The sequence below is a fragment of the Limnospira sp. PMC 289.06 genome (genome assembly GCF_032350395.1).
GTDB classification, from domain to species: domain Bacteria; phylum Cyanobacteriota; class Cyanobacteriia; order Cyanobacteriales; family Microcoleaceae; genus Limnospira; species Limnospira platensis.
The window spans coordinates 1-2,889 of record NZ_JARPLC010000238.1 but is presented as its reverse complement, the minus strand read 5'-3'; the positions used below and the strand labels follow the sequence as shown (position 1 = coordinate 2,889).

Sequence of the window (2,889 nt, the reverse complement as noted above, 5' to 3'; positions counted from 1 at the left end):
CAGCTATATGGCCGCATGGTGTTATCAACAACTCTTAGCTCCCTTTACCTTTGAGGTGAGGGTTGTTGTAATCGGACAGTGTTTGAGTTGTGGTTGGAGTTTATCTTAATTCCAACATTGAAGCCAGGTCAGACTCTAGTATTTGACAATGCAACGTTTCATAAAGGGGGGCGGCAGGCTGAACTGGTGGAGGCAGCTCAATGCCGTTTACTCTATCTTCCGCCTTATTCGCCAGACCTCAACAAGATAGAGAAATGTTGGTCGTGGTTGAAAGCCCGCATTCGCCATTGCACGTGAGCAGTTTGATTCTCTCGATGATGCCATGGATTCCGTTCTCAAGGCTGCGTCCTAACCGTATTGACTAGTGCTATATTATGGAGTCATGACTCTCCGCTCAAGCAGTTTGTTTATGACCTTGAGTTCCCCGCATTAGATAAAGTTTGGTCACAAGTCCAAACTTTGGGACACATAAACAGTTATGGGATGGTCAGGGGTGCTTTCCCTTATATTCAACCAAGGGGTTTAAGTCCCACCAGGAGGTTATTTCAGGCATCACAGCCCTATTTGGTCTCCTGAACGTCTCGCACACCACCTAAGAAAGTAGGTTGCTAACTACCTTCCTAGGTGGTTTTGTCTCCCCTCATGGGGCTATGCTAACTCTACCTCTACTATTGCTAATATCCCTCACTAGACCGCGACAGCATCGTTTCGTGGATATGTTCATCATGGTGACGGGTTTCGGCTAACAGTTCCCGCGCCTGTTCGTGCGCCATACTGTGATTAGGCTCGCTACAAGCTCCACGTGCGCGATCGCCTTCCTGGGCCGCCCGCGACAGCATCGTTTCGTGGATATGTTCATCATGGTGACGGGTTTCGGCTAACAGTTCCCGCCCTTGAGAGTCCGCAATAATTGGGCGATCGCCTTCCTCCTCCGCTCGCGAACGCATCGTTTCGTGAAGATGCTGCTTATGGTGACGATTCTGGGCCAACAATTCCCGGGCTTGTTCTTCTAAACTCATGATTTTAAATCTCCGATTTTATGATCAAAAAATTCCCCTACTAAAATTTTGGCATAATTTTCCCCAAAATGTATCTAAATTTACAGATTTTTTTCGGTAAGTATATATTTGGATGTATTATTTGCCATCAATCTGCCCCTGGCGCTGAGGTTTTCGTAAACTTTTATAAACTAGCTATTGAGAAAATATTTCATTTATGTTATCAATGAAATATGGGACTAGCCCAGGCAATTTTAAGCTAGGGCAGCAGTAATCAGCCCAATGTAGTGCCAATATATTTCATTTAGATGTAGTAATGAATTCATCAGAATTAGATCCCAAGTCCGGTGAAGTAGTAGAAGTGGCCTGGTCAAAAAGGTGGCAGGTCTATCAGCGCCTCCAAGAATTGGGAATTACCTGTTGGTGTCAGGTAGATCACCCCCTGCGGGTAAAGATTACCAACACCACCGAAGCTGTTCAGCTTGCTAGTGTCGTGAGAAGGTTAAGTGCATCGCCACGGGAACTAGCCCTATCTCTGGAAAGAGCCTGGCATCGTAGTTAGGCAATAAATCCCATTAACCAAAGCACACCAAACACACTTCTAAAATTATGTCTAAATTCAATAAGCAAGTTTCGGATTTCAGCCTTTCCGGTAGGGTTGTGCAGATTTTATTAAAAGGCAAAAACCCGCAAATATTGCAACTAATCACCACATCAGGATTGTATAGAATTAAGCTATCTAAGCGATTAAATTACGATGCAAAACACCTGTTATATGAGGGGGTAGAGGTGAGAGTATTTGGCGAAAAAATCCTCAATTTAAAAAATTTCAAGGTCAAACTAAAAGCCACCAGGATTATACTAGCCTCTGAACCATCAGTGCGCCCGGTAAAGTCTCCCAGTTCCCCAACTAAAAGTCAGCCTAAACCCGCTAAAATTCTAATTTGTCAGAAATCAGATTGTCGGAAGCGAGGAGGACAAGCCGTTTGTCAAGTGCTGGAGCAAGCCTTATGCGATCGCGGATTGCATGATCAAGTTAAAATTGAAAAAACAGGTTGTCTGAAAAAATGTAAATTAGGACCCAACTTAGTTTTCATGCCAGATAAGGCTCATTATACCCGAGTCAAACCCTCAGATATTTCTGAGGTGATTGAGAAGCATTTGGCATCAACAACTACATAGGGTCACCTAATCTTTAGACTGGGTAGGGGCGTTTCGACTTCCCCTGCTGTAGCCGCCGCCTCTAGCAATCATCCTCTATTTCGAGCGGATTGTTCGTGAACCCGCCCCTAATTACCGTTTTTGGGTCGATTGTGAATCCCCCTCTCTTGAGAGGGGGGAGAGTCAAAAGTACCCATTAATACCCAAATTGTAAGCCAAATTGGCTAGGGCGGGTTTGACACTCCCCTGCGTAAAGACGAGGGGATTCTTCATTCATAGACCCAACTTGCTTTGACAGGATTGCTCCAGCCAGAGTAGAGGTCGAATCTCCTGAAGCGTTCGGGTAATAGACCCATGTTCCGCTATACCCTAGCGTACACAAGGCTGACTTCAGGATGTTAATCGCAGCGTTCCAATCCCGATCCAAGCTGAACCCACATTGACAGGTATGGTGCGAGATGTTTAGGAGTCAAATAAGGCTGCAATGCATGAAATAACCTCCTAGTGGGACTTTTACCCCTTGGTGAAATATAAGGGATTCGTACCCTGACCATCCCATAACTGTTTATATGTCCCAACGTTTGGTATATAAATATACAAAGTGCGAGACGTTCAGGCATGAAATAGGGTTGAAATACCTGAAATAACCGCCTGGTGGGGACTTCAACCCCTTGGTTGAATATAAGGAGCGCACTCCTGACCATCCTCATAACTGTTTATATGTCCCAAC

General features: G+C 45.0%; 3 protein-coding genes and 1 pseudogene. 3 read left to right on the top strand and 1 reads right to left on the bottom strand.

Going from position 1 to position 2,889, the window contains the following annotated elements:
* Window positions 1-352 (top strand): annotated as a pseudogene (locus P5674_RS23965) (transposase); the annotation flags it as partial.
* A gap of 322 nt (window positions 353-674) precedes the next feature.
* Here P5674_RS23965 and P5674_RS23960 read toward each other — a convergent pair.
* The gene (locus tag P5674_RS23960) at window positions 675-1,019 is read right to left on the bottom strand and encodes a hypothetical protein (RefSeq protein WP_006616111.1); all 345 of its coding nucleotides are present in this window, start codon (window positions 1,017-1,019) and stop codon (window positions 675-677) included.
* A gap of 295 nt (window positions 1,020-1,314) precedes the next feature.
* On the opposite strand from P5674_RS23960, the gene P5674_RS23955 reads away from it, so the two are divergent.
* Together P5674_RS23955 and P5674_RS23950 are read left to right on the top strand one after the other, a co-directional pair.
* Window positions 1,315-1,560, top strand: coding sequence for an Asr1405/Asl0597 family protein (locus P5674_RS23955; RefSeq protein WP_006616110.1), 246 nt, complete (start codon window positions 1,315-1,317; stop codon window positions 1,558-1,560).
* A 47-nt stretch (window positions 1,561-1,607) separates the two neighbouring features.
* Entirely contained in the window at window positions 1,608-2,180 is a 573-nt protein-coding gene (locus P5674_RS23950) for a (2Fe-2S) ferredoxin domain-containing protein (RefSeq protein ID WP_014275823.1), read from the top strand.
* Window positions 2,181-2,889: the final 709 nt, after the last annotated feature.

Excerpts from the sequence above, each read along its gene's own strand:
- P5674_RS23960 (WP_006616111.1), bottom strand. The coding sequence starts at position 1,019 with ATGAGTTTAGAAGAACAAGCCCGGGAATTGTTGGCCCAGAATCGTCAC.
- P5674_RS23955 (WP_006616110.1), top strand. The coding sequence starts at position 1,315 with ATGAATTCATCAGAATTAGATCCCAAGTCCGGTGAAGTAGTAGAAGTG.
- P5674_RS23950 (WP_014275823.1), top strand. The coding sequence starts at position 1,608 with ATGTCTAAATTCAATAAGCAAGTTTCGGATTTCAGCCTTTCCGGTAGG.